Below are 24,328 nucleotides of genomic sequence, written 5' to 3'. Positions count from 1 at the left end.
TCCCGACGCCATTGCTTCGCCCGGAAGCCGGGCCATATGCGGGCCATGGCGATGCGAGGTGAGCGGTCGGGACGCAGGTCCGACCCGGTGGCGAAGGCGGCGGGCGCGGGGACGCCCGAACGATCCGGAGGACCCGGCACGCTTCCGGCGTTGCTGGATCTGGCGCGGCTGGTCGGCCGGTCCGGAGCGCCGCAACTGCGAATCCGGCTCGCCGCGGCGGTGGCGATGACGCTGGGCGGCAAGGCGCTGAACGTGCTGGCGCCGCTGGTGCTGGGCGCGGCGGTCAATCATCTGGCGGCGGGGCAGGGGGCGGGAGTCGCCTTCGGCCTCGGCTTCGCCGCCTTCGCCCTCGGCTGGGCCTTCGTGCGCCTGCTGGCCGCGGTGGCGCCGAACGCGTCGGACGTGGTGTTCGCGCCGGTGCGGGCGGCGGCCCAGCGCACGGCGGCGGCCGAGACCTTCGCCCACGCCCTCAGCCTGTCGCTCGACTTCCATCAGACCAAGCGGTCCGGGGCGCTCTCGCGGACCATGGACCGGGGCTCCCGCGCCGTGGACTTCCTGCTGCGCATCCTCGCCTTCAACCTGGTGCCGACGGGGGTCGAGCTGGTCCTCGCCGCCGGGGTGCTGGCCGGCAAGTACGACTGGCGCTTCGGCGCGCTGGCGGTGGCGGTGGTGGCCATCTACGCGGTCTCGACCTTCGCCCTCTCCAACTGGCGCATCGAGCACCGGCGGGAGATGAACACCGCCGACACCCAGGCCGCCGGCGTGTCGGTCGACGCCCTGCTGAACTACGAGACGGTCAAGTCGTTCGGCGCCGAGGCGCGGGCGGCGCGGGCCTATGACGCGGCGCTGGGCGACTACACGCGGGCCGCCCTGAAGGCCAACAGCTCGCTGGCGCTGCTGAACACCGTGCAGGCGGTGATCATGAACGTCGGCCTCGGGGCCATGGCGGTGATGGCCGGGTTCGAGGCGGCGGCCGGCCGGATGGGACCCGGCGACGTGACGGCCGCGGTGCTGATCATGATCTCCCTCTACGCCCCGCTGAACATCCTCGGCTTCGCCTACCGGGAGATCCGTCAGTCCTTCATCGACATGGAGGAGATGCTGAAGGTCACGCGACAGACGCCGCAGGTAGCCGACGCGCCCGGCGCGGCGGCGCTGGCCCGGCCGGCGGGGGTGCAGGGCGCCTCGCTGGCCTTCGAGGACGTCGGCTTCCGCCACGACGCCCGCGCCAACGGTCTGGAGGACGTCAGCTTCGTCGCCCCGGCCGGCACCACCACGGCGCTGGTCGGCCCCTCGGGCTCGGGCAAGTCGACGATCGTCAAGCTGGCCCTGCGCCTGCTCGATCCCCAGGAAGGGCGGGTGCTGATCGACGGGCAGGACGTTCGCTCGGTGACCCAGGAGTCGCTGCGCACCGCGGTCGCCCTGGTGCCGCAGGACGTGGCCCTGTTCAACGACACCCTGCGCGCCAACATCGGCTTCGCCCGTCCGGAGGCGGACGAGGCGGCGATCTGGGCCGCCGCCGAGGCGGCCGAACTGGCCGGTTTCATCGGCGGCCTGCCGCAGGGCCTCGACACCGTCGTCGGCGAGCGCGGTCTGAAGCTGTCCGGCGGCGAGCGCCAGCGCGTCGGCATCGCCCGGGCCCTGCTGGCCGATCCGTGCATCCTGATCCTCGACGAGGCGACCAGCGCGCTCGACAGCCGCACCGAGGCGGCGATCCAGAAGACCCTGCGCAAGGTGCGGGCCGGCCGCACCACCCTGGTCGTGGCCCACCGGCTGTCGACCATCGCCGACGCCGACCAGATCCTGGTGCTCAAGGCCGGCCGCATCGTCGAGCGCGGCGCCCACCATGAGCTGGTGGCGCGCCAGGGCGGGGAGTACGCGGCGCTGTGGCGCAAGCAGACCCGGGGCGCGCGGGGGCTGGCCCAGCCCGCCTGAGCCGTCGGATCAGGCGGCGCGACCGATGGCGTAGAAGCGGTCGGCGCGGGCCTTGCGGATCTCGTCGGCCGACAGGCGCGACAGCGCCTCGAGCTCCTCGGCCAGCACGTCGCCGACCTGTTCCACGGCCGCGGCGGGATCCGCGTGGGCGCCCCCGACCGGCTCGGGAATGATGCGGTCGACGACGCCGAGCTCGACGAGATCCGGAGCGGTGATCTTCATGGCCATGGCGGCGTCCCGCGCCCGCGCGCCGTCTCGCCACAGGATGCCGGCCGCGCCCTCCGGCGAGATGACCGAGTAGATCGAGTGTTCGAGCATCAGCACGCGGCTGGCCGCGGCGATGGCGATGGCGCCGCCGGAGCCGCCCTCGCCGGTGATGGTGGCGATCGAGGGGACGCCGAGGGTCAGGCAGCGCTCGGTCGAGCGGGCGATGGCCTCGGCCTGGCCGCGCTCCTCGGCGCCGAGCCCCGGATAGGCGCCGGCGGTGTCGACGAAGCTGAGCACCGGCAGGCCGTACTGCTCGGCCAGATCCATCAGGCGCACCGCCTTGCGATAGCCCTCGGGGCGGGCCATGCCGAAGTTGTGGGTCAGGCGGGTCTGGGTGTCGTGCCCCTTCTCGTGGCCCATGATCACCACCGGCCGGCCGCGGAAGCGGGCGAGGCCGCCGAGGATGGCCTGGTCGTCGCCGAACTGGCGGTCGCCCTTCAGCTCGACGAAGTCGGTGAACAGGCCGCCGACGTAATCCACGAAGTGCGGCCGCTGCGGGTGGCGGGCGACCTGGGTCTTCATCCACGGGTCGAGGGCGGAATAGGTCTTGCGACGCAGCTGTTCGGCCTTGCGGCGCAGGCCCTCGATCTCGGCGTCGAACGAGCCGGCGGACGAGGAGAGCAGGGACAGCTCCTCGATCTTGGCTTCGAGCTCGGCGATGGGCTTTTCGAAGTCGAGGTAGTGCGTGGCCATCGAGGCGTCCGGTCAGGTCGCGCCGCGAGGCGCATCGGAAGGCGGCGGAACCTAGTCAGGTCAACGCCGGGGAGCAAGCGGCGGTTCAGCCGTCGCGGGCGAGCGGATGCTTCTCCCGCACCGTCTGCGTGAGCCGGTCTACAGCCACATGGGTGTAGATCTGGGTGGTGCCGATGTCGGCGTGGCCGAGCAGGGTCTGGACCACGCGCAGGTCGGCGCCGCCCTCCAGCAGGTGGGTGGCGAAGGCGTGGCGCAACACGTGCGGACTGACGCGGGCCGGGTCGACGCCGGCGTCGATCGCCGCCTGGTCGAGCAGCTGGGCGAAGCGACGCGGCGTCAGATGGGCGCGGCCGGCCGGGGAGGGGAACAGCCAGGGGCTGTCCGGGGCCTCCGGCCGGCGGGCGGCGTCCCGGGCCGCCAGCCACGCCTTCGTCGCCGCCCGGGCCGAGGCGTTGAGGGGCGCAAGCCGCTCCTTGCCGCCCTTGCCGCGCACGATCAGGTACGCCGGGTCGCGCCGCACCGCCTCGACCTTCAGGGCCAGCAGTTCGGACACGCGCAGGCCCGAGGCGTAGGCCAGTTCGACGAGCGCGACCAGACGGAGCCCGGCGGCGCCGTCCCGGGCCGCGGCGGCGGCGAGCAGCCGTTCGATCTCCTCCCGCGAGAGGGACTTCGGCAGCGACCGGCCCTGCTTCGGGGCGTCGAGCCGGCGCGAAGGATCGTCGCTGCGCCAGCCCTCGCCGAGGACGAAGCGGTAGAACTGGCGCACCGCGGCGCGCCGCCGGGCCTGGGTGGCGGGCGACAGGCCGCGGGCGCCGAGACCGGCGTACCAGGCCTCGATCACCGACTCGTCCGCGGCCATGAGTCCGCCGGCGACCCCGGCTTCCGCATCGGCGAGGTCGCGGCCATAGGCGGCGAGGGTGTGGGGGGAGGCGGCGCGCTCGACCGCCATCATCTCGAGAAAGGCCTCGATCTGGGGCGTAGTCATGGCGCGGCGCGCTTTGCGGCCGCGCGGCTTCGTGTAGAGGGTGGCGGAGCCATGCCTGTGACCGACCTCGAACCGATTCCCGTCCAGGAGCGCACCATAGCCCTGGTCGGGCTGATGGGCGTGGGCAAATCGACCGTGGGCCGACGGCTGGCGCGGCGTCTGGGGCTGCCGTTCGCGGACGGCGACGTCGAGATCGAGGCCGCCGCGGCGATGACCGTCTCCGACATCTTCGCCCGCTACGGCGAGGGCGAGTTCCGGGCCGGCGAGGCGCGGGTCATGCGCCGCCTGCTGGAGGGGCCGCGGCGGGTGGTGGCCACCGGCGGCGGGGCGATGCTCAATCCCGAGACCCGGGCGCTGATGAAGGCGCGGGCGGTGACGGTTTGGATGCGGGCGGAGCTGGAGATCGTCGCCCAGCGGGTGCAGCGGCGCGACACCCGGCCGCTGCTGCGCGGGCGGGATCCGCTGGCGACGCTGCGCGAACTCGCCGAGGCGCGCTATCCGCTGTACGCCTCGGCCGACCTGGTGGTGGACGTGACCGGAGGCGCGCACCAGCAGGCCGTTGAAGCCATCGTCCGGGCGCTCGCCGCGCACGGCGTCGTCAAGGATCGCCCGTGAGCACCTGCATTCCCGTGTCCGGATCGGGCTTCCGTCCCTACGAGGTGGTGGTGGGCCGCGGCGTGCTGGCGTCGCTTGGGAGCCGGCTCGCGCCGCTGGCGCGGGGCCGGACGGCGGTGGTCACCGACGAGACGGTCGCGGCCCTCTACGGCCCGGCCGTGCTGGCGGGGCTGGAGGCGGCCGGGGTGCGGGCGCGCCTGCTGACCGTCCCGCCCGGCGAGGGCTCCAAGTCGTTCGCCGAGCTGGAGCGGGTGCTGGACCGGCTCGCGGCCTTCGGCCTGGACCGGACGGACGTGATCGTCGCCCTCGGCGGCGGCGTGGTCGGCGACCTCGCCGGCCTGGCGGCGGCCCTTTACATGCGCGGCGTCGACTTCGTGCAGGTCCCGACCACCCTGCTGGCCCAGGTGGACTCCTCGGTCGGCGGCAAGACCGCCATCGACACGCCGCGCGGCAAGAACCTCGTCGGCGCCTTCCACCAGCCGCGTCTGGTGCTGGCCGACATCGACGCCCTGGCGACGCTGCCCGCCCGCCAGCTGCGTTCCGGGTGGGCCGAGGTGCTGAAGCACGGCCTGATCTGCGATGCGGCCTTCTTCGACTGGCTGGCGGGGGCCGGGGCGGCCGGCGCGGCCGGAGATCCGGCGGCGCTCGAGCGGGCGGTGATCCGCTCGGTCGAGATCAAGAGCGCCGTGGTCGGCGAGGACGAGCGGGAGGCGGGGCGCCGGGCGCTGCTGAACCTCGGCCACACCTTCGGCCATGCCCTTGAGGCGGAGCTGGACTTCGACGAGACCCGGCTGACCCATGGCGAGGCGGTGGCGCTGGGCTGCGCCCTGGCGTTCCGCTTCTCGGCGGCGCAGGGCCTGTGCGACGCCGGCGAGGCCCGCCGGGTGACGGAGACGGTCGCCGCCGCCGGGCTGCCCACGCGCCTCGATGCGGCGGGGCGGTTCGCGGCCGACCGTCTGCTCCGGCGAATGGAGGGGGACAAGAAGGCGGAAGGCGGCCGGCTGACCCTGATCCTCGCGCGGGCGATCGGGGAGGCCGTCGTGGCGAAGGATGTCGACCGGGCGGCGCTGTCGCGGTTCCTGCAAGCAGAGGGGGCGGCATGACGGCGATGCGCCTGGCCGCCATCCCCCTCGAGGACGCCTTCGTCCGGCTGGAGCCGTTCGCGGAGGCGCTGAAGCCGGAGGTCCGCGCGGCGCTGGACTGCGATCCCGCCGCCTGGGAGATCATGGTCGGCGCCGCCTGGGGGCCGCACTTCGACGGCTGGTGGGCCTCGGCCCTGGCCGCCATGGCGTCCGGCAGCCGGATCGCGTGGGCGGTGCGGCGCAAGACGGACGGCCGGGTGGTGGGCACGACCAGCCTCTACGAGATCCGGCCCGAGCACCGCCGCTGCGAGATCGGCTCGACCTTCTACCGGCCCGAGGCGCGGGGCGGTCCGGTCAATCCGGCGTGCAAGCGCCTGCTGCTGGAGCACGCCTTCGCCGCCGGGGCGGTGCGGGTGGAGATCATCACCGACGCGATCAACCCCGGCAGCCAGGCCGCGATCCGCAAGCTGGGGGCCCGCGACGAGGGGGTGCTCCGGAAGCACAAGATCACCTGGACCGGGCGGATCCGCGACACGGCGCAGTTCGCTATCCTCGACGAGGACTGGCCGGAGGTGCGCGCCCGGCTGGACGCCCGGCTGCAGGCGTTCGGCGGCTGAGCCTCAGTCGACGGCGCGGCACTCGGTCGGCGGGCGACCGTCGGCGCTCCACGTCGCCATCACCCCGCGGCCGCGCAGCTCGTAGCCCGAGGCGCGGTACCAGATGCCGTCGGCGGCGCGTTCCTGGTGCAGGTCGACGGCCTGGCCGTTGGAGGTGCGCACCGTCGCCATCTGGCGGGGGTTGTCGAAGTCGACCGACAGCCGCTCGCTGTCGTTGCAGAGGTAGACGGCCCGGATCACCCGGTTGAGGGCGCGCTCGCGCAGCTCGGCGCCGGTCCGCCGCCGGGCGGTCTGCGCCTGCTCCGCCCGCTCCCGGACGGCGTCCCCGTCGGTCGGCGCCTCGCCGGAGTTGGAGCCGCATCCGGCGGAAAGCGCGCCAATCAGGAGTGTCGCAACTTTAACTTGCAATCCGGACGTACGCATGATGGTATTCTCCTGGGAGGTGCTCCGCGATGAAGTTGAAACTCCTTACGGCCGTGCTTGGTTTAGCTCTGGTTCCGAACTCACCCGGATCAGGCGCCTGTTCGGGGGAGGCGGTTGCTCAAACCTGCCTCGGAGCCCAGTGTCCCCCGGCGGACCATCAGACGATCAGTGAATGCTACGACGCATGTGATTGGACGTTGGAAGGCGAGTATATCTTCTGCGACATTGTGGCCCCGGACTACGCATCCAAGGTGGTATGCAAGGCGGTCGCGCGGGAACGTTGGGGAAACTGCTATAGACGATGCCGCCAATGAGCTGATGCGATTTGCCGTCTCGGCCACATCGCCGTCCGGGGACTGGACTGCACTGGACTTCCGCATAGGAGCTCCCGTTGAGCTTGCGGGACGCATGGGGGAGTTCCGATGCGCCTATGAGGTTCAGCCGATCGGTTTGAAGGGGGCAGTCGTCGGTCACGACCCTCTCAGGACTGTGAGATGGGCGATCCTCGAAATGCGGGTGAAGCTCATCCACCGGTTCCCCGGCTGGACCCTCCGGTACCGCGACGGCCAGCCTATTGACCTCGATTATGAGGAGAACTTCTGACGAGACTGCCCTCGCCGGGCGCGGAAGAAGTCGCGCAGCAGGGTCGCGGCCTCGGGCGCCAGCACGCCGCCCTCCGCCGCCGGGCGCCAGTGGCAGGTGGGTTGTTCGAAGAACCGCGGGCCGTGCGCGACCGCGCCGCCCTTGGGGTCGTCGGCGCCCCAGACGACGCGGCCGATGCGGGCGTGGCTGATCGCGCCGGCGCACATGGCGCAGGGCTCCAGCGTCACATAGAGGGTCAGGCCGGTCAGCCGGTAGTTGCCCCGCTGCGCCGCCGCGGCGCGGAGGGCGGCGATCTCGGCGTGGGCGGTCGGATCATGGGCGCCGATCGGGTGGTTGCGGCCCGTGGCGACGACGCTTCCGTCGCTCTCGTCGACGATCACGCAGCCGACCGGCGTCTCGCCCTCGTCCGCCGCCGCTTGCGCTTGGTCCAGCGCCATGCGCATGAACCGCTCATCATGGTCCGCCATCCGAATGACAACGACAAGAAGCCCCGCCCGCGTCAAGACGACCGGAAGCCCGGGCACCGCAAACCCTACGCCGAGGGCGCCGCCAAGGGGCCGCCGAAGGGCGGCAAGCCCGGCGCCGCGCCGGCCGAGCCGAAGCGCACCGAGCGCATCGCCAAGGCCATGGCCCGGGCGGGCATCGCCTCGCGCCGCGAGGTCGAGCGGCTGATCGGCCTCGGCCGGGTGGCGGTGAACGGCAAGATCCTCGACACCCCGGCGACCCTGGTGACCCGCGAGGACGTCATCACCGTCGACGGCAAGCCGATCGGCGCGGCCCAGGCGACGCGGGTGTGGCGCTACCACAAACCGTCGGGCCTGGTGACCTCGCACGGCGACCCGCAGGGGCGGCCGACGGTGTTCGACGCCCTGCCGAGCAGCCTGCCGCGGGTGATCTCGGTCGGCCGGCTGGACCTCAACACCGAGGGCCTGCTGATCCTGACCAACGACGGCGAGCTGAGCCGGGCGCTGGAGCTGCCCTCGACCGAGCTGGTGCGCCAGTACCGGGCCCGCGCCCGCGGCCGGGTGACCCAGGCCCAGCTGGACACGCTGAAGGACGGGGTGACGGTCGACGGCGTCCGCTACGGCCCGGTCGAGGCGACGCTGGACAAGGCGAAGCCGGCCGCGGAGGGCGAGAAGGCCTCGGCCAACCTGTGGATCAGCGTCTCGATCACCGAAGGCAAGAACCGCGAGGTCCGCAAGGTGCTGGAGCACCTCGGCCTGACCGTGAACCGGCTGATCCGCCTCGCCTACGGCCCGTTCCAGCTGGGGACGCTGCCGGTCGGGGCGGTCGAGGAGGTCGGGCCGCGGGTGATCCGCGAGATGCTGGGCCAGTACATCCGCCCCGAGAACCTGCCGACCGGCAACACGGTCGAGACGCCGGCGCCGATCCCCGGCCGCCGCACCTCGGCGCCGATCGTCAAGGGCCGCTCGGGTTCGGCCATGTCCGACCCGTCGCGCAAGCCGAGCCGGGTCCGCGCCGCCGAGGCCGCGGTCGCCGAGGGCGGCGACACGGGCCGGCGGGCGCCGAAGAAGGACGGCTGGGCGAAGGCGAAGCCGAAGTTCGAGCACCCGAAGAAGGGCTTCAGGCCCCGCGCCCGCCCGGAGGCGACCGAGGGCGAGGCGGCCGCGCGCCCGGAGCGGCCGAAGCGGACCTTCAAGCCGCGCGAGGACCAGTTCATCGACACGCCGCGCGGCGCCGGCGGCCCGCGCAAGAGCGGGGGCGGCGGCAAGCCGGCCTTCGGGGCGCGCCCGGGCGGACGCCCGGCGGCGGGCGGCAAGCCGGCCGGTCGCGGCTTCGGCAAGCCGGCGGGGCCGCGGCCGGGAGGATCGCGTCCCGGCGGTTCGCGCAGACCACGCACGGGCGGCTGATCCATGCGCATCGTCGCCGGAAGCCTGAAGGGCCGGACCATCGTGGCGCCGGAGGGGCAGGGCACGCGCCCGACCTCTGACCGGGCGCGGCAGGCCGTGTTCAACGTGCTGGAGCACGCCGCCTGGGCCGAGCCGCTGGAGGGGGCGCGCGTCGTCGACCTGTTCGCCGGCTCGGGGGCGCTGGGCTTCGAGGCGATCAGCCGGGGCGCGGCCTTCGCCCTGTTCGTCGAGACCGACGACGCGGCGCGCGGGGCGATCCGCGAGAACGCCGACGCCTGGGGCCTGATGGGCCGCACGCGGGTGCACCGGCGCAGCGCGACCGATCTGGGCGTGCGGCCGGGCTCGGCCGGCGAGGCCTTCGACCTGGCCTTCCTCGACCCGCCCTACGGCAAGGGGCTGGGGGAGCAGGCGCTGGCGCGGCTGCTGGAGGGGAGCTGGCTGAAGCCGGGGGCGATCGTGGTGTTCGAGCGCGGCTCGGACGAGCCGGAGATCGACACGCCGGGCTATGACCGGCTGGACGCGCGCGACTACGGCGCGGCGCGGGTGCTGTTCCTGAGGGCCGCCGCGGCGGCCTGAAGCCGTCTGGCGCGGGGGGCGGTTCCGGGGCAGGCTGGGCGCATGACCCAGCTCGATCGCCGCGCCTTCCTCGCCGCCGCCGGAGCCTCGGCGGCCGTTCCGTTCGCCGCCTGCGCGCAGGAGCCGACCCCCGCCTGGACGGCCCGGGCGACGCTGCCGTGGGCGATGCAGGAGGTCTACTGCGCCGTCTCGGGCGGGCGGATCGTGGTCGCCGGCGGGCTGCGCCGGGCCGGGGGCGTGACGGAGATCGAGGACCGCACGGGCGTCTATGACCCGGCCGCCGACCGCTGGAGCGAGGGCCCGCGCCTGCCGGCGCCGCGGCACCATCCGATGATCGCGGCCGAGGCCGCGGGCCGGGTCTATGCGCTCGGCGGCTATGGCCGGTCGGAGGCCGGCGAGTGGACCTCGATGACCGAGGTCTGGGCCCTGGACGGCGACCGCTGGGTCGAGGCGGGGCGGCTGCCGGCGCCGCTGGCCGAGACCGTCGGGGCCGAACTGGACGGGCGCATCCACCTGGCCACCGGCCGCTCGCCGGGGGCCGCCAACGGCCAGTGGAACCACCAGGTCGACGTGGCGACGCACCGGGTCTTCCGCCCGGCGGAGGGCCGCTGGGAGACGGCGGCGCCCTGTCCGATGGCCCGCAACAGCGCCGCCGGGGCGGTGCTGGACGGGGCCCTGTGGGTGGCCGGTGGGCGCACGGTGAGCGGCGGCGGCACGGGGCGGCTGGACCGCTACGACCCGCAGGCCGACCGGTGGGAGACGCGGGCGCCGATCCCCGCCTCGCCGGCGACCGGACAGCAGGTCGGCGGCGGTCTGGCCGTGGCGGCGGTCGGGGGGCGGCTGGTCGCCTTCGGCGGGGAGTGGTTCGCGCCCGGCGGCGGCGGGGTGTTCCCCGAGACCTGGATCTACGACCCGGCGGCCGACCGCTGGGAGGCCGGCCCGGACATGGCCACGCCCCGGCACGGGCTGGCGGCGGCGGCGGTGGACGGGGTGGTCTACGCCCTCGCCGGCGGGGCCGTGGTTTCGGGCGGCCGGGCGACCGGGGTGGTCGAGGCGCTGCGGCTCCGGGACCACGCCTGATCGTCAGCCCCCCGGCGCCGGCCCGCCGGAGGACGAGGCGCGGACCAGCGAAATTTCGCGGCGGGCTGCATCCGCTGGCCGCTCCGGACGCCTCTCGATGGCGAGATTTCGGGAGGGATCATGATTCGACGAATTCCGGCCGTCTGCGCGGCCGTCATCGCCCTGGTGCTGGCGCCGGCCGCGGCCGGGGCCCAGTCCGCCGACCCGCAAGGCGTGACGATGAGTCCGGAGCGCAACAGCGCCGTGGTCCTGTCGCTGGCGCAGGTGTTGCGCGAGCGCTTCGCCTTTCCCGAGCGCGGGGCCGCCGCCGCGCGGGAGATCGAGGCGATGGAGGCGCGCGGCGAGTTCCGCAGCGCCGCCGACGCCGCGGCCCTCCTGGCGCTGATCGAGGGCAAGGTCGCACCCCTCGTCAACGACCGGCACTTCGCCGTCCGCTACCTGGGGCCGGATGTCACCGCCGGATTCCGCGAAGGGCCGCCTCCGCCGGAAGAGGTGGCGGCCTTCCATGAGGAAGTGCGCCTGCGCGGCGGGGAGGTCCCGGAGGTCCGCTGGCTGGCCGGCAACGTGGGGTACCTGCGCATCAACATGTTCCTCGACGCTCCGCCCGCCGCGGAGAAGCTGGCGGCGGCGATCGGCCTGCTGGCCGACACGGAGGCGCTGATCATCGACGTCCGCGGGGCTCCGGGCGGCGAGCCCGCCGGGGTGGCGAACGCGATCGGCCATCTGGTGGCGGAGCGCACGCCGACGGTCAGGGCGGAAGAGCGTTTCGCGCCGGCGGAGGCCCGCATCTATCACGCCGAGCCGAGGACGCCGGCCTACGTCGGCAAGCCCGTCTATGTGCTGATCGACGGAAACACCGGCTCGGGCGCGGAGGAGTTCGCCTACGACCTTCAGGCCATGGGCCGGGCGACCCTGGTCGGGCAGACCACCTACGGCGCGGCGACTCCGGGCGGGTTCCGGCCGCTGGCGGAGGGCTTCGCGGCCTTCATCCCGATGCAGGTCGTCACCCACACGGCCACCGGGGCGAACTGGGAGGGCGTCGGCGTCAGGCCCGACGTGGAGACGCCGGCCGAACAGGCGCTGGCGCGGGCGCACCGTCTGGCGCTGGACGCCATACTGGCGGACGCCGAGGGCGTACGCCGGGCCCTCGCGGAGGAGGGGTTGGCCGCCCTGGAGGCGCCGGCCGGCTGATCGGCGCCGCGCGCCCGCTCAGCCCGCCAGCCGCGCCAGCGCCCGCGCCGCCGCCGTGACCTCGGCCCAGGTCGCGTCGAAGCCGGCGGCGTCGCCGAACCACGGGTCGGCCACGGCCTGGCCCTCGCGGCCGGGGACGTGGTCGAGCAGCAGGCTGAGCCCGGCGGTCGCGTCGGAGGGCGCCAGGCGGCGCAGGTCGGCGAGGTTGTCGTGGTCCAGCGCGATCACATGGGTGAAGCGGCGGAAATCGGCGCGCCGCACCTGCCGCGCCCGCAGGCCCGAGATGTCGACCCCATGCCGCGCCGCCACGGCGATCGCCCGCGCGTCCGGCGGCTCGCCGGCGTGCCAGTTCCCCGTGCCGGCGGAGTCGATGTGGAGGTCGAGGTTCAGGCGCCGCGCCTCGGCCCGCAGCGCGCCCTCGGCCAGGGGCGAGCGACAGATGTTGCCGAGGCAGACGAAGAGGATGGAGGGCATGGGTGAGGGGCGAGAGGGCGTTGGCGATTCGGTCAGGCGCGCTTCTGACTCATTGCGGCGGTTCAGATCGTCCGCTCTCGATACCCGGTGTCGGCGCCGCCCGACAGGCCGGACATGACCCGAAGCTGACGGCGGGAATCGCTGATTTCGCCGTCGCCGGTGCGGCGTTGAGGTCGTGGGTTCCGGCGACTTCGCGGTCGGTCAGGCCAGACGCCTGAGGGGCGCAAGGACGCCTGCGGAGACCAGGGCGGCGACGGCGGCCGCAAGGAAGACCGCGGTCAGCGGCAGGCCCAGACCCAGCAGGACGGCGGCCGAGGCCGGGGCCAGGCTCTGCGGCAGGGCGATCGCCATGTTCATCACCCCCAGATCGCGCCCGGCCGCCGTCCGGTCGGGCAGGATTTCGGCCGTCATGGCCGCGACCGTGGTGGCGTGCAGGCCGTGCGCCGCGCCGAACAGCAGCTGGCCCGCCAGCGGCCCCGGCCAGGCCGGCCAGATCACCATCAGGGCCAGCGCCGCGGCCATGCCGAGGCCGCCGGCGACGACGAAGATCCGGCGTCTCCGCAGCCGGTCGGAGCCCACGCCGCCGACGAAGCCGCCGAGCGCCGCCGCCCCGGTGGAGGCGACGAGGAGCGCGCCGAACAGTTCGAGGGCGGACCATCCCTGCGGCCGTCCGCCGGGCAGCTCCTGCAGCAGGAACAGCAGGAAGAGGGTGTTGATCGCCACCGCGCTCTCAATCAGCAGGCGCGAGACGAAGGTCCAGAAGAACCGTCTGTCCCCCAGGGCCTCGAAAGACAGCCGCGGCGCCGCGGCGGCGACGCGCGGCGCCGCGGGTTCGCGCAGGGTGAGGGCGAAGGGCAGGATCATCATCGCGGCCACGGCGATCACGACCCCGAACTGCAGGGCGGGCGAGCCCGCCAGCCGGGTCACGACCACCGCCGTGAACAGGTTGGCGACGGGCAGGGCGGCCCCGGCCCAGGCCGAGACCAGGCCTTTCTGGTCGTCGGCCACCATGTCCGGGACGAGGGCGGTGAGCGGCGCGTACACGGCGTTGACGGCCAGCTGAAAGGCCACCACGCCCAGGGCCAGCTGCAGCGGACCGGTCGCTCCGCCGATCAGGGCCAGGGCCGCGGCGACCAGCGACAGGCCGGCCAGGATCCATGGCCGCCGCCGGCCGAGAGGGCTCCGCGTGCGATCGCTCAGGCTGCCGAACAACAGATTGGCCCCGGCGGCGGTCAGCCCGCCCAGAATGGCCATCTGACTGAGCAGCAGGGCCTTGTCCGCGCCGCCGATCATCTCGGCCTTGCCCGGCAGCAGCAGCGTCAGCACCGGAATGAAAGAGATGAAGGCCCCGGCCTGGGCCGCACCGTAACCGAGGATGAACCAGCGGGACCGATGGGATGGCGTCGACTCGGCGGCGGGGGCGATCATGCCGACATATGAGGTCGCCCTGCGCGTCGCGTCGACCTATTGTAGAGCCTGCGCGGCGCGGAGGCGCGCGCCCCTGTCTTCAGGAGGGAGCTTGACGTCCAGGAAGCCGACCATCGACGACGTGGCGCGACAGTCCGGGGTCGGCCGCACCACCGTCTCGCGCGTGCTCAACGGGGGCCCCAATGTCCGGCCCGAGGTGCGCGACCGGGTGCTGGCGGCGGTGGCGGCGCTGAACTACCGGGTCAACCCGCAGGCCCGGTCCCTCGCCGGCGGACGCAGCCGCATGCTGGCCCTGATCCTGGCCTCGGACCTGGAGGCGGAGCCCAATTCCTTCTACGCCTCGGCGCTGGAGCTGGGCGCGCTGCGCGAGTGCCTGGCGCTCGGCTTTCAGCTGATGACCCGCCACGTGGCGCAACAGAGCCCGGACCGGCGCGCACAGGTGCTCGAGCTGGTGACCACCCAGCGTTGCCAGGGCGTGATCCTGACGCCGCCGTTCGCGGACGACGCGACCCTGATCGAGGACATCCGCCGACAGGGTTGCGAGGTTGCAGCGATCTCTCCCGGAGGGCCCGGCCGGTCGGTCGCCGATGGCGTCGGCATCGATGACGAGGCCGGCGGCTACGACATCGCGCGGCGCCTGCTGGATCTCGGACACCGGCGGTTCGCCTTCATCAGCGGCATCGAGGGCCACCTGTCGGCGGAGCAGCGTCTGGACGGGTTGAAACGGGCCCTCGCCGAGCGCGGCCTGGACGACGACGCCGTGACCGTGGTGGGGGGGGATTTCACCTTCCGGTCCGGCAGCGTGCTCGCCGCCCGGCTGTTCGATCAGCCCGATCCGCCCACCGCCCTCGTCTGCGCCAACGACGACATGGCGGCAGGAGCCCTGTCGGCCGCCCATGGACGCGGCCTCGACGTGCCGGGGCATCTGTCGATCACCGGCTTCGACGACACCCCGGTGTCGGAGATCGTGTGGCCGCCTCTGACCACCGTGCACCAACCGCTGAAGGACATGGGCGGCGAGGCGGTCCGGCTCATCGCCGCGCGGCTCGCAGGGGCGCGACGAGGCTCAGACTGGCGATTCACGGTCCTGCCCCACGCGGTGGTCGACCGCGCCTCCGCAGGCCGGGCGGCGCCGCGGCTCGCCACCGCCACCGCCAATGCCAACGCCAACGCTTGACGCGGCGTTCAGGCGGCTTCCTATTGGAAGCGCTTCCAACAGGAAGCGACGGATCAACGGTCGCCGCCGCAAGGCCGGAGCGACCGATCAACGGAGGAGGCAGGCCCATGACGAAGCGCATGGCATCGCTCGCGCGCCGGACGCTGGTTGCAGGCGCGGTTGTCGCGACCCTGGGGATGACGGCCTGCGCCAGCGCTGCGGCGGAGCCGTCCGCCCGGGTCTGGATGACCTCCGGCGATCGCAGCCGGTTGTTGTCGGAACAGGCCCCGCTGCGCTTCGCGGCGTCTCCGGGTGCGGAAGGCGCCGCCGTCGTCGTGGATCCGCGCCGTCCGTTTCAGGAGATGGTCGGCTTCGGCGCGGCGATCACCGACGCCTCGGCCTGGCTGATCCAGACGCGGCTGGACCCCGACCGGCGCGACGCCCTGCTGCACGAACTGTTCGGCCGGGAGGAGGGCGGACTCGGGTTCAGCTTCACCCGAGTGACCATCGGCGCCTCGGACTTCTCGCTGGACCATTACAGCCTCGCCGACACGCCGGACCCGACCCTGGCGACCTTCTCGACGGCGCGAATGGAAGAGTACGTCTTCCCGACGGTTCGCGCCGCGATCGCGATCAATCCCGACCTCAAGGTGATGGCTTCGCCGTGGAGCGCGCCGGGCTGGATGAAGACGACCGGATCGATGATCCAGGGCCAGCTGAAGAAGGAATTCTATCCGGTCTACGCCCAGTATTTCCGCCGCTATATCGACTCGGCGGCGGCGCACGGCGTGCCCACGGACTATCTCAGCATCCAGAACGAGCCCGACTTCGAGCCGGACAGCTACCCCGGCATGCGCTGGGGACCGGAGGGTCGGGCCGAGTTCGTGGGCGGACACCTCGGGCCCCTGCTGCGGAGCGCCGGCGTCGAAACCCGGATTCTCGACTGGGACCACAACTGGGATCAGCCGCAACAGCCCCTGACCGTGCTGGCCGACGGGCGGGCCCGCGAGTTCGTCGCCGGCGTCGCCTGGCACTGCTACGCCGGCGACGTCGCGGCCCAGAGCCATGTCCGCGACGCCTGGCCGGACAAGGACGTCTTCTTCACCGAATGCTCGGGCGGCGAATGGACTCCCGCCTTCGCCGACAGCTTCACCTGGACGATGAAGACCCTGATCATCGGGTCGACCGGACACTGGGCGCGCGGCGTGCTGATGTGGAATCTGGCCCTTGACGAGAACTACGGGCCCCATGCGGGCGGCTGCGGCGACTGCCGGGGCGTGGTCACCATCGACAGCCGCACCGGCGAGGTCAGGCGGAACCAGGAATACTACGCCTTCGGCCACGCCAGCCGCTTCGTTCGCCCCGGCGCACGGCGCGTGGCCTCGGCCGTGACCGGGGGCCTGCAGGCTGTGGCCTTCGTCAATCCTGACGGCGAGCGGGCGCTGATCGTCCTCAACGAAGGGACCGAGCGGGTCGCGTTCGAAATCCGCGAGGGCGATCAGGGCGCCGCCGCCGAACTGCCGCCGCAGACCGCCGCTACCTACGTCTGGAAAGCGCTCGACTGACGGGCCCGGCGCGTCTCGCCCCGCCGGTTGTTGCAGGGCGTGATCTGCAGAACCGGGATTCGGATTGCGCCGCACAGTCAATTCGGTTACCCGTTGGAAGCGCTTCCAACTCCGTCCTTGGCGGATCGGCGGCGAAACAAAAAGGGACGTGCGGCTCAAGGGTCCACGCCGGGGAAACAACAGGGGGTATTCATGCGGAGCCAGTTCGCAGCCGCTCGGGGATTCGGCGCCGTCTCGCCGTCACGGCTTTGTCTGACAGTGTCCGCTCTCGCCCTGGCGCTGGCTGCGCCGGGCGTCGCGGTCGCACAGGATCCGACCGGCGGTCAGGATGAGCCGGTCACGGAGATTGACGAGGTCATCGTCACCGGCCTGCGTCGCGGTCTGGCGGACTCGATCAGCATCAAGCGCAACGAGACCTCGATCGTCGAGGCCGTCTCGGCCGAGGATATCGGCAAGCTGCCGGACGTCTCGATCGCCGAGTCGATCGCCCGCCTGCCCGGCCTCGCCGCCCAGCGCGTCAACGGCCGCGCCCAGGTGATCTCCATTCGCGGTCTCGCGCCCGACTTCACCACCACCCTGCTGAACGGCCGCCAGCAGGCCAGTTCAGGCGACAACCGGGCGGTCGAGTTCGACCAGTATCCGTCCGAGCTGCTGTCCGGCGTGGTCATCTACAAGACGCCGGACGCCGAGATTTCCGGCATGGGCCTGTCGGGCACCGCCGACCTGCGCACGGTTCGCCCGCTCGAATTCGGCCGCCGGGCCACCGCGGTGAACCTGCGCGGCGAGACGGTCGAGGGGAGCAGCCTGAATGACGACGTCGACAATTTCGGCGGCCGTTTCTCGATCAGCTATATCAACCAGTTCGCGGATGACACCCTGGGCCTGGCGCTTGGCTACGCCCACCTCAATTCCCCGTCCCAGAACCGGCACTACAAGGCCTACGGCTACGAAGCCTTCGGCGGCGTGTGCGAGCCGACCCCGGCCAATCCCTGCTCGCCGGAATCGGTGACCCCGGACAGCGCCGACGACGCCCTGATCCTGAACGGCCAGGAGCTGTTCGCGACCTCGCGCCTCAACAAGCGCGATGCGGTGATCGGCATCCTCGAATGGCGGCCGAACGACCGCCTGCATTCGACCCTCGACCTCTACTATTCGAAATTCGACCAGGAAGAGACCATGCGCGGCGCGCAGTGGTTCTCCAACGCCTGGGCCGACAGCGCCTATTTCACCAATGTCGAGACCGAGGATCGCGGCGGTTCGCTGTTCGCCCGCAGCGGCACGCTGAACGGCGGCGTCCCGATCATCCGCAACGACTACAACACCCGCGAGGACGAGCTGTTCTCGGCCGGGCTGAACACCGAATACGAGATCGACGAGCGGACCCGGTTCGAGGCTGACCTGTCGTACTCGACCAACCAGCGGCGCGAGCAGATCCTCGAGACCTACGCCGGCTACGGCCTGGGACCGCAGGGCGGGGGGCGGACGCTCGACACCATCACCTTCGAGGTCAATGACGACGGCTATCCGACCTACAGCGAAGGCCTGAACTACGCCGACGCCTCCCAGGTCTCGCTGGGCGACCGCGCGCCCTGGGGCGGCTGGGGTCACGACGGCGCCATCCGCTTCCCCGACGTGGAGGAGCGGATCTATTCCGCCGACCTGAAGTTCGAACGCGACCTCTCCGGGATCATTCACACCGTCAGCGCCGGCGTGAACCTGGCCAACCGCAACAAGACCAAGCGCGTCGACGACTTCGATCTGTTCCTCAAGAACGGGCGTCAGCAGGTGCTGGTCGATGCGCAGTACCTGGTGGAGCCCACGTCGCTGGACTTCGCCGGATTCGGGGAGGTACTGAGCGTCGATCTGACCCGGGCGCTGGACGTCTATTACGACCGCGCCCCGATCCTCGACGCCAACTTCTTCGACAAGAACTGGGACATCGAGGAAGAGGTCATCACCTGGTTCGCGCGGGCCGAGTTCGAGAAGGGCGCCGTCCGGGGCAATTTCGGCCTGCAGATCGTCCAGCAGTCGCAGGAATCGACCGGCGTGATCATCAACGGCACCGAGCAGGGCCAGCCGATCGTGCCGATCTCCATCACCGACGGCGAGGACTATACGGACATCCTGCCCAGCCTGAACATGATCTATGATCTGGGCGGCGGTCACCGCATCCGTTTCGCGGCGTCCAAGACCATGGCCCGGCCGCGCATGGACGAGATGCGCGCCAACGTCACGCCCGGCTTCAATGCGCTGGTCTGCAGCGGGGCCCAGCCCTGCCCGCCCGGGGCCACAGTCAACCCGTGGTCGGCCAGCGGCGGCAATCCGAACCTCGAGCCATGGCGCGCCACCGCCTTCGACCTGGCCTATGAATGGTACGTCGACCCGACGACCTATCTGTCGATCGCCGGCTTCTACAAGGAGCTGGACAGCTACATCTACCAGCAGTCCGGCACCTTTGACTTCACGGGCATTCCCCTGCCTTCGGGAGCCAGCCAGATCCCGCCGGGCGTGACGATCAGCCCGATCGGTCAGATCACCCTGCCGGCGAACGGCGACGGCGGCACGATCCAGGGGATCGAGATCAGCGGCGCCCTGAACTTCGGCACGGTCTGGGAGCCCCTGGACGGCTTCGGCGTACTGGGCAGCGTCTCGTTCACGGAATCCGACCTGAACCCCAGTCCGGACGGGTCCCCGGTCCGCATCCCGGGCCTGTCCGGCATGGTCTACAACATGACCGCCTACTATGAGCGCGGCGGCTTCCAGGCGCGCATCAGCAAACGCTTCCGCGAAGCCTTCAAGGGCGAGGTGGTGCAGCTGTTCGCCACCCGCGGCCAGACCGAGATCATGGACGACGAGCAGATCGACGCCCAGATCGGCTACACCTTCGAAGACGGTCGGCTGGAAGGCCTGGGCGTGCTGTTCCAGGTCAACAACCTGACCAACTCGCCGTACCGGACGCGCCTCGGCATCGACGGCGGCGGCACCACCACCGCGGACGGAAGCTTCCTGCCGGAAACCTACGAGGAGTACGGCCGCCAGTTCCTGTTCGGCGTCAACTACCGGTTCTGACCGCCGGCGCGCCTTCCGACGCGCCGAACCTGACCCGCCGTGGACGGGGCGCCTCGTCGCCCCGCGCCACGGCGGCCTTCCTCCCCCCGTGTGCAGTCGAGTAGACGTATGAAGCGCCCCGTCCTGAAGCTCTCGCTTTCGCTCCTGCTGCTGGCCGGTTGCGCCCCCACAGCCCTGATTCCGGCGTCCGCCCATGTAACTCCGGCGGCGGTGGCGGCGTCCCCGGCGCTCGACCCGGCGATGGAGCGGCGCATCGCCGCCATCGTCGCCGGCATGACGCTGGAGCAGAAGGTCGGGCAGATGACCCAGCCGGACGTCCGCTACATCACCCCGGACGAGGTGCGCCAATACTACATCGGCACGGTGCTGAACGGCGGCGGCGCCTGGCCGGAGATGGACAAGCGCTCGACCGTCGCGGACTGGGCGGCCTGGGCCGACGCCTATGCCGAGGCGGCCCTCGCCACGGACATGACGGTGAAGATCCCGCTGCTCTGGGGCACGGACGCCGTGCACGGGCACAACAACGTCTCGGGCGCCACCCTCTTCCCGCACAACATCGGCCTGGGCGCCGCCCATGATCCGGACCTGATCGAACGGATCGGTCGGGCCACGGCGCGGCAGGTGCGCGCCACCGGCGTCACCTGGGCCTTCGCCCCCACCCTGGCCGTGGGCGAGAACCGCCGCTGGGGCCGCACCTATGAGAGCTGGTCCAGCGATCCCGCCCAGGTGCGCGCCTATGGCGAGGCCATGGTGCGCGGGCTTCAGGGCGGGCTGACCGGCGACGCCGACGTCCTGGCCACGGCGAAACACTATCTGGGCGACGGCGGCACCTTCAACGGCGTCGACCAGGGCCAGACCCGCGCCACGCGCGAGGAGCTGCTGGGACGCCACGGCGCCGGCTATCTCGGCGCGCTCGACGCCGACGTGCAGACGGTGATGATCTCCTACAGCAGCTGGTACGACACCGCCGCCGGCCGGGACCACGGCAAGATGCACGGCAACCGCGACCTGATCGCGGGCGTGCTCAAGGACCAGCTGGGCTTCGACGGCCTGGTGGTCTCGGACTGGAACGGCATCGAACAGGTGGCCGGTTGCGCCAAGGACCGCTGCGCCCAGGCGGTCAACGCCGGCATCGACGTCTTCATGGTGCCCGAGGACTGGCGCGCCTTCATCGCCAACACCGTCGCCGACGTCCGCGAGGGCCGCATCCCCGAGGCCCGCATCGACGACGCCGTGACCCGCATCCTGCGCGTCAAGATGCGGTCCGGCCTGTTCGACCGCCCGGCCGACGCCAGCCCCCTGACCGGCCGGGCCGAGGCGCTCAACGCCGCCGCCCTGGCGCGCGAGGCTGTGCGCAAGTCGGTGGTCCTGCTGAAGAACGACAACGCCGCCCTGCCGCTGCGGGCGGGCCGCAAGGTCCTCGTCGTCGGGGCCAGCGCCGACAGCCTGTCCAACCAGACCGGCGGCTGGTCGCTGACCTGGCAGGGGACAGAGAACGTCAACGCCGACTTCGCCACCGGCCAGACCCTGCTGGCCGCCCTGCGCCAGGCGCTCGGCGCCGACAACGTCGTCTATTCGGCTGACGGCTCCGGCGTCGAGGTGTCGGACTTCGACGCCGTGGTGGCGGTGCTGGGCGAGACCCCCTACGCCGAATACAACGGCGACGTCCGCTTCCCGACGCCGGTCCAGCACAGCCTTCAGCACCCGGCCGACCTGGCCGCCCTGCAGGCGGTCTCGGGCAAGGGAGCGCCGGTGGTCACGGTCCTCTATTCCGGCCGCCCGGCCTACGCCAACGACCTGATCAACCTGTCGGACGCCTTCGTCGCCGCCTTCCTGCCGGGCACCGAGGCGGCCGGGCTGGCGGATGTCCTGGTCGGCGGCGCCCACGACTTCACCGGCCGGCTGTCCTTCGCCTGGCCCGGCTCGGCCTGCAGCACCGGTGACGGTCCGGGGAACCTGGTCCAGTTCCCCCGGGGCTATGGCCTCAGCTACGCCGCGCCCGCGCCGGTCGGCCGCCTGCCTGCGCCGGCGACGCCCGCGGCCTGCGAAGGTCCCGACACCTAGGGAGCCGACGGCGGGGAGGCATGCAGCAGATCAAGAAGATCCTGATCGTCGGCGGCGGCACGGCCGGTTGGATGACCGCCGCCCTGTTCTCGAAGCTCTTCGAGGGCCGCTACGAGATCACCCTGATCGAGTCCGAGGCCATCGGCATCATCGGGGTCGGCGAGGCGACCATCCCGGCCATCAAGAAATACAATGAGCTGCTCGGCCTCGACGAGGCCGAGTTCATGCGCAAGACCCAGGGCAGCTACAAGCTGGGCATCCAGTTCGTCGACTGGTGGAAACCGGGTCGCAGCTACATCCACGGCTTCGGCCTGATCGGCCGCGATCTGGGGTGGCTGCGCTGTCACCAGTACTGGCTGAAGATGCAGGGCCTGGGCCGCGCCTCCGACTTCGCCAATTTCTCGATCAACACCGCCGCGGCCCTCGAGAACAAATTCATGCGGGCCGACCCGAAGATGGTCGACTCGCCGATCGGCCAGATCGCCCACGCCTTCCATTTCGACGCCAGCCTCTACGCCCGCTACCTGCGCGGCCTCGCCGAGGGCAGGGGGGTGCGGCGCCGCGAGGGCAAGGTCGCCGACGTGACCCTGGGCGGCGAGGACGGCTTCGTCCGGTCGGTGACCATGGAGGACGGCGAGGTCATCGAGGCCGATCTGTTCATCGACTGCTCGGGCTTCCGCGGCCTGATCATCGAACAGGCGATGAAGACCGGCTACGAGGACTGGACGCACTGGCTGCCGTGCGATCGCGCCATGGCCGTGCCCTGCGCCCGCGTCGAGCCGTTCACGCCCTACACCCGGTCGACGGCGCGGCCGGCCGGCTGGCAGTGGCGGATTCCGCTGCAGCACCGCACCGGCAACGGCCACGTCTACTCCAGCCGGTACATGGACGACGCCGAGGCCGAGGCGCTGCTGCTGGCCAACCTCGACGGGGCGCAACTGGCCGAACCGAACCGCCTCCGCTTCGTCACCGGCAAGCGCCGGCGAACGTGGAACCGAAACTGCGTCGCCGTCGGCCTTTCCAGCGGCTTTCTCGAACCCCTGGAGTCGACCAGCATTCACCTGATCCAGTCGGCCGTCATCCGCCTGGTCCGGTTGCTGCCCGACGCCGGTTTCGACCTGGCCACCATCGCCGAGTTCAATCGCCAGACCGACTTCGAGTTCGAACGGATCCGCGATTTCATCATCCTGCACTACAAGGCGACGGCGCGGGACGACACGGCCTTCTGGCGATACTGCCGCGACATGGAGGTCCCCGACACCCTGCAGCGCAAGATCGACCTGTTCGCCGCCAACGGCCGCATCTTTCGCGAGGACGACGAGCTGTTCGCCGAGGAAAGCTGGATCCAGGTCTTCCTCGGCCAGGGCGTGATCCCGCGCGGCTACGATCCCCTGGTCGATCTCAAGACCGACGCCGAGATCGAGGCCTTCCTCGGCAATGTCGAGGGGGTGATCCGCAAATGCGTCGCCGTCATGCCGGATCACGGCGACTATGTCGCCCGGGTCTGCCCCGCTGGCCCCGTGCCGGCCTAGGGGCGCATCCGACGTTCCCCTCAGGCGCCGGGACCGCTGTCCGCCCTTGGCGCAAAGCCGCCGCAACGCGCCTTGCTCACCGCCGCCCGAACAACCGCTCCAGATCCGCCAGCTTCAGCTCCACATAGGTCGGGCGGCCGTGGTTGCACTGGCCGGAGTGCGGGGTCGCCTCCATCTGCCTGAGCAGGGCGTTCATCTCCGGAGCGCTGAGCACCCGGCCGGCGCGGACGCTGCCGTGGCAGGCCATGGTTCCGCAGACCTCGGCCATGCGCTCCTTCAGGGACAGGGCGGCGCCGTGTTCGGCGAGGTCGTCGGCGATGTCGCGGATCAGGCCCTGGACGTCCGTGTCGCCGAGCAGGGCGGGGGTCTCGCGGACGAGGACGGCGCCGGACCCGAACTGTTCGACGACGAGGCCGAGTTCGGCCAGTTCGTCGGCGCGGGCGGCGACGCGCTCGGCCTCGGCGGGGTCGAGCTCGACCACCTCGGGGGTCAGCAGGGCCTGGCGGGTCACGGCGCCCTCGGCCATCTGCGCCTTCATCCGCTCGTAGACGAGGCGCTCGTGGGCCGCGTGCTGGTCGACCACGACGAGGCCGTCGCGGGTCTGGGCGACGATGTAGGTGCCGTGCAGCTGGGCGCGGGCGGCGCCGAGGGGATAGTCGAGCAGGTCGGCCGGGAGGGATGAGGGATCCGGGATGAGGGATGAGGGAGGCTCGGCCTCCAGCGTCTCGACCCGGGCGGACCGCTCGTTGAGGCCCGGCAGGACCTGGGCGGCGGCGGCGGCGGGCGCGGCCCAGCCCTGCCAGCCGGACCAGCCTTGGGCCGAGGGGGCGGAGGGGCTGAAGGCGGGCGCGCTGGCGGGATTCCGCCCCCACGCCGGCGCGTCGGCGGCGACGGTCGTCGAGGCGCGGTGGCCGGCGGCGGCGAGGGCGTGGCGCAGGGCGCCGACGATCAGGCCGCGCACCAGCTGGGGATCGCGGAAGCGCACCTCGGCCTTGGCCGGGTGGACGTTGACGTCGACGTAGAGCGGGTCGAGCTCGAGGAAGAGGACGGCGGCCGGGTGGCGATCGCGCGCGAGGAAGTCGGCGTAGGCCCCGCGCAGGGC

At 72.1% G+C, this 24,328-nt stretch carries 20 protein-coding genes; 13 read left to right on the top strand and 7 right to left on the bottom strand.

Annotated elements, in window-relative coordinates; translation table 11 throughout:
* Positions 1–51: 51 nt before the first annotated feature.
* Positions 52–1,935, top strand: a complete 1,884-nt coding sequence (locus H2038_RS08685; protein ID WP_292111899.1) for an ABC transporter ATP-binding protein/permease — start codon at positions 52–54, stop codon at positions 1,933–1,935.
* 9 nt (positions 1,936–1,944) lie between these two features.
* Here H2038_RS08685 and H2038_RS08680 read toward each other — a convergent pair whose 3' ends face one another.
* Together H2038_RS08680 and H2038_RS08675 are read right to left on the bottom strand one after the other, a co-directional pair.
* Positions 1,945–2,895, bottom strand: coding sequence for an acetyl-CoA carboxylase carboxyltransferase subunit alpha (locus tag H2038_RS08680; RefSeq protein ID WP_292111735.1), 951 nt, complete (start codon positions 2,893–2,895; stop codon positions 1,945–1,947).
* Between the two features lie 85 nt (positions 2,896–2,980).
* A complete protein-coding gene (locus H2038_RS08675) occupies positions 2,981–3,880 on the bottom strand; it encodes a tyrosine recombinase (protein WP_292111732.1) in 900 nt (299 codons plus the stop codon).
* A gap of 51 nt (positions 3,881–3,931) precedes the next feature.
* Here H2038_RS08675 and H2038_RS08670 point away from each other — a divergent pair, with 51 nt between their 5' ends.
* From H2038_RS08670 to H2038_RS08660, 3 genes are read left to right on the top strand one after another with little or no spacing between them, the layout of a single operon-like run.
* Positions 3,932–4,495: a shikimate kinase gene (locus tag H2038_RS08670; RefSeq protein WP_292111729.1), complete on the top strand. Its 564-nt coding sequence runs from the start codon at positions 3,932–3,934 to the stop codon at positions 4,493–4,495.
* Entirely contained in the window at positions 4,492–5,598 is a 1,107-nt protein-coding gene (gene aroB / locus H2038_RS08665) for a 3-dehydroquinate synthase (RefSeq protein WP_292111726.1), read from the top strand. The genes H2038_RS08670 and aroB overlap by 4 nt, the downstream gene beginning before the upstream one ends.
* The gene (locus tag H2038_RS08660) at positions 5,595–6,194 is read left to right on the top strand and encodes a GNAT family protein (protein WP_292111724.1); all 600 of its coding nucleotides are present in this window, start codon (positions 5,595–5,597) and stop codon (positions 6,192–6,194) included. The genes aroB and H2038_RS08660 overlap by 4 nt, the downstream gene beginning before the upstream one ends.
* A gap of 3 nt (positions 6,195–6,197) precedes the next feature.
* Here the strand turns inward: H2038_RS08660 and H2038_RS08655 are convergent, their stop codons facing one another.
* Positions 6,198–6,617 carry an MliC family protein gene (locus tag H2038_RS08655; protein WP_292111720.1) on the bottom strand — a complete coding sequence of 140 codons (420 nt, stop codon included), beginning with the start codon at positions 6,615–6,617 and terminating at the stop codon, positions 6,198–6,200.
* Positions 6,618–7,201: 584 nt separating this feature from the next.
* Positions 7,202–7,687: a tRNA adenosine(34) deaminase TadA gene (gene tadA, locus H2038_RS08650; protein WP_292111718.1), complete on the bottom strand. Its 486-nt coding sequence runs from the start codon at positions 7,685–7,687 to the stop codon at positions 7,202–7,204.
* Here tadA and H2038_RS08645 point away from each other — a divergent pair.
* The 4 genes from H2038_RS08645 to H2038_RS08630 all read left to right on the top strand — a co-directional run bounded on the left by H2038_RS08645 (position 7,676) and on the right by H2038_RS08630 (position 11,938).
* Positions 7,676–9,091, top strand: coding sequence for a pseudouridine synthase (locus H2038_RS08645; RefSeq protein ID WP_292111715.1), 1,416 nt, complete (start codon positions 7,676–7,678; stop codon positions 9,089–9,091). The genes tadA and H2038_RS08645 overlap by 12 nt on opposite strands.
* Before the next feature lie 3 nt (positions 9,092–9,094).
* Positions 9,095–9,667 carry a 16S rRNA (guanine(966)-N(2))-methyltransferase RsmD gene (rsmD, locus tag H2038_RS08640; RefSeq protein WP_292111712.1) on the top strand — a complete coding sequence of 191 codons (573 nt, stop codon included), beginning with the start codon at positions 9,095–9,097 and terminating at the stop codon, positions 9,665–9,667.
* A 42-nt stretch (positions 9,668–9,709) separates the two neighbouring features.
* Positions 9,710–10,747 carry a kelch repeat-containing protein gene (locus H2038_RS08635; RefSeq protein WP_292111709.1) on the top strand — a complete coding sequence of 346 codons (1,038 nt, stop codon included), beginning with the start codon at positions 9,710–9,712 and terminating at the stop codon, positions 10,745–10,747.
* A gap of 120 nt (positions 10,748–10,867) precedes the next feature.
* The gene (locus H2038_RS08630) at positions 10,868–11,938 is read left to right on the top strand and encodes a S41 family peptidase (RefSeq protein WP_292111706.1); all 1,071 of its coding nucleotides are present in this window, start codon (positions 10,868–10,870) and stop codon (positions 11,936–11,938) included.
* A gap of 18 nt (positions 11,939–11,956) precedes the next feature.
* Here the strand turns inward: H2038_RS08630 and H2038_RS08625 are convergent, their stop codons facing one another.
* Positions 11,957–12,412, bottom strand: coding sequence for a low molecular weight protein-tyrosine-phosphatase (locus H2038_RS08625; RefSeq protein ID WP_292111704.1), 456 nt, complete (start codon positions 12,410–12,412; stop codon positions 11,957–11,959).
* A gap of 201 nt (positions 12,413–12,613) precedes the next feature.
* Entirely contained in the window at positions 12,614–13,840 is a 1,227-nt protein-coding gene (locus H2038_RS08620) for an MFS transporter (RefSeq protein ID WP_292111702.1), read from the bottom strand.
* 91 nt (positions 13,841–13,931) lie between these two features.
* On the opposite strand from H2038_RS08620, the gene H2038_RS08615 reads away from it, so the two are divergent.
* The 5 genes from H2038_RS08615 to H2038_RS08595 all read left to right on the top strand — a co-directional run bounded on the left by H2038_RS08615 (position 13,932) and on the right by H2038_RS08595 (position 23,226).
* A complete protein-coding gene (locus tag H2038_RS08615) occupies positions 13,932–15,017 on the top strand; it encodes a LacI family DNA-binding transcriptional regulator (protein ID WP_292111697.1) in 1,086 nt (361 codons plus the stop codon).
* Between the two features lie 107 nt (positions 15,018–15,124).
* Entirely contained in the window at positions 15,125–16,561 is a 1,437-nt protein-coding gene (locus H2038_RS08610; RefSeq protein WP_366926493.1) for a glycoside hydrolase family 30 beta sandwich domain-containing protein, read from the top strand.
* A gap of 258 nt (positions 16,562–16,819) precedes the next feature.
* A complete protein-coding gene (locus H2038_RS08605) occupies positions 16,820–19,630 on the top strand; it encodes a TonB-dependent receptor (protein ID WP_292111694.1) in 2,811 nt (936 codons plus the stop codon).
* Between the two features lie 108 nt (positions 19,631–19,738).
* A complete protein-coding gene (locus H2038_RS08600; RefSeq protein WP_292111691.1) occupies positions 19,739–21,694 on the top strand; it encodes a glycoside hydrolase family 3 protein in 1,956 nt (651 codons plus the stop codon).
* A gap of 20 nt (positions 21,695–21,714) precedes the next feature.
* On the top strand, positions 21,715–23,226 hold the full coding sequence (locus tag H2038_RS08595) for a tryptophan halogenase family protein (protein ID WP_292111688.1): 1,512 nt from the start codon (positions 21,715–21,717) through the stop codon (positions 23,224–23,226).
* A 76-nt stretch (positions 23,227–23,302) separates the two neighbouring features.
* Here the strand turns inward: H2038_RS08595 and mutL are convergent.
* A partial coding sequence (mutL, locus tag H2038_RS08590; RefSeq protein ID WP_292111685.1) for a DNA mismatch repair endonuclease MutL occupies positions 23,303–24,328 on the bottom strand: 1,026 nt, incomplete at its 5' end.

The organism is Brevundimonas sp. (assembly GCF_013912005.1).
GTDB lineage: Bacteria > Pseudomonadota > Alphaproteobacteria > Caulobacterales > Caulobacteraceae > Brevundimonas.
The sequence above is the reverse complement of the archived record's forward strand: the minus strand, read 5'-3'. Positions and strand labels throughout refer to the sequence as shown.